The organism is Caballeronia sp. LZ003 (genome assembly GCF_031451465.1).
GTDB lineage: Bacteria > Pseudomonadota > Gammaproteobacteria > Burkholderiales > Burkholderiaceae > Caballeronia.
This window is the reverse complement of sequence record NZ_JARUXJ010000118.1, coordinates 1-675: the sequence shown is the minus strand read 5'-3', so window position 1 is coordinate 675 and position 675 is coordinate 1. Positions and strand designations below refer to the sequence as shown.

The window sequence follows — 675 nt, the reverse complement described above, 5'->3', positions numbered from 1 at the left end:
CCGCCCTGCCCGCCCATCTTGCGGGCGATTCTCTGATCCACAAATGCGCGCACCATCTCCTGCAACTCACGTGCGTCCTGTTCGCCCAAGCCCGCACCTGCGTGATGGTGGACCTCCAGATGAACTTGCGCGCCCGCTGATCGTGGGGCCGCTGCAGCCGTTGCGCCCACGACGCCGCTGGAAGCGAAATGCGTAGCGTGGTTCGAATTGATCGCGTCAAGCAGCGCATGATGCTGGCGAGCCGAAGCGGCGTTCACCACGTACTCGCCGTTGGACAACATCGCAGGAATGCTGTCGCTCGTGCCCGTGCCTGGCCCGGAAATGGATCCGCCCTGCGCGTGATGGGGCAGCAGCTTTAGAAGCTGCGCAATCACCCCGGTGGTCGGTGACCGATCCATGAGACTTGCAATCACGCCACCCATTGCCTGGTGCAATGCAAGCTTCGAGAGATCGGCGAGCGCGCTGGCGACAAACTCTCTCACACCAAGCTTGCCCGTCGTCACGAACTTCGCCACCGCGTCTTCCATCCGGCTCATGACGTTGACCATCGCCTGTCTCGCCGTCTCAGCCTTGTCAAGCGTGTCTTTATAAAAATCAGCGACGCCATTGCCTAAGCCCGCCGCCCAATCGTCACGCAGGCGCTTGAGCGTCGCAAAGTGTTCGGTGTGCATCGCG

At 61.9% G+C, this 675-nt stretch carries 1 protein-coding gene; it reads right to left on the bottom strand.

Going from position 1 to position 675, the window contains the following annotated elements:
• Positions 1-675: phage tail tape measure C-terminal domain-containing protein (locus tag QCE79_RS33330; protein ID WP_309851745.1), on the bottom strand; the 675-nt coding region annotated here is incomplete at both ends.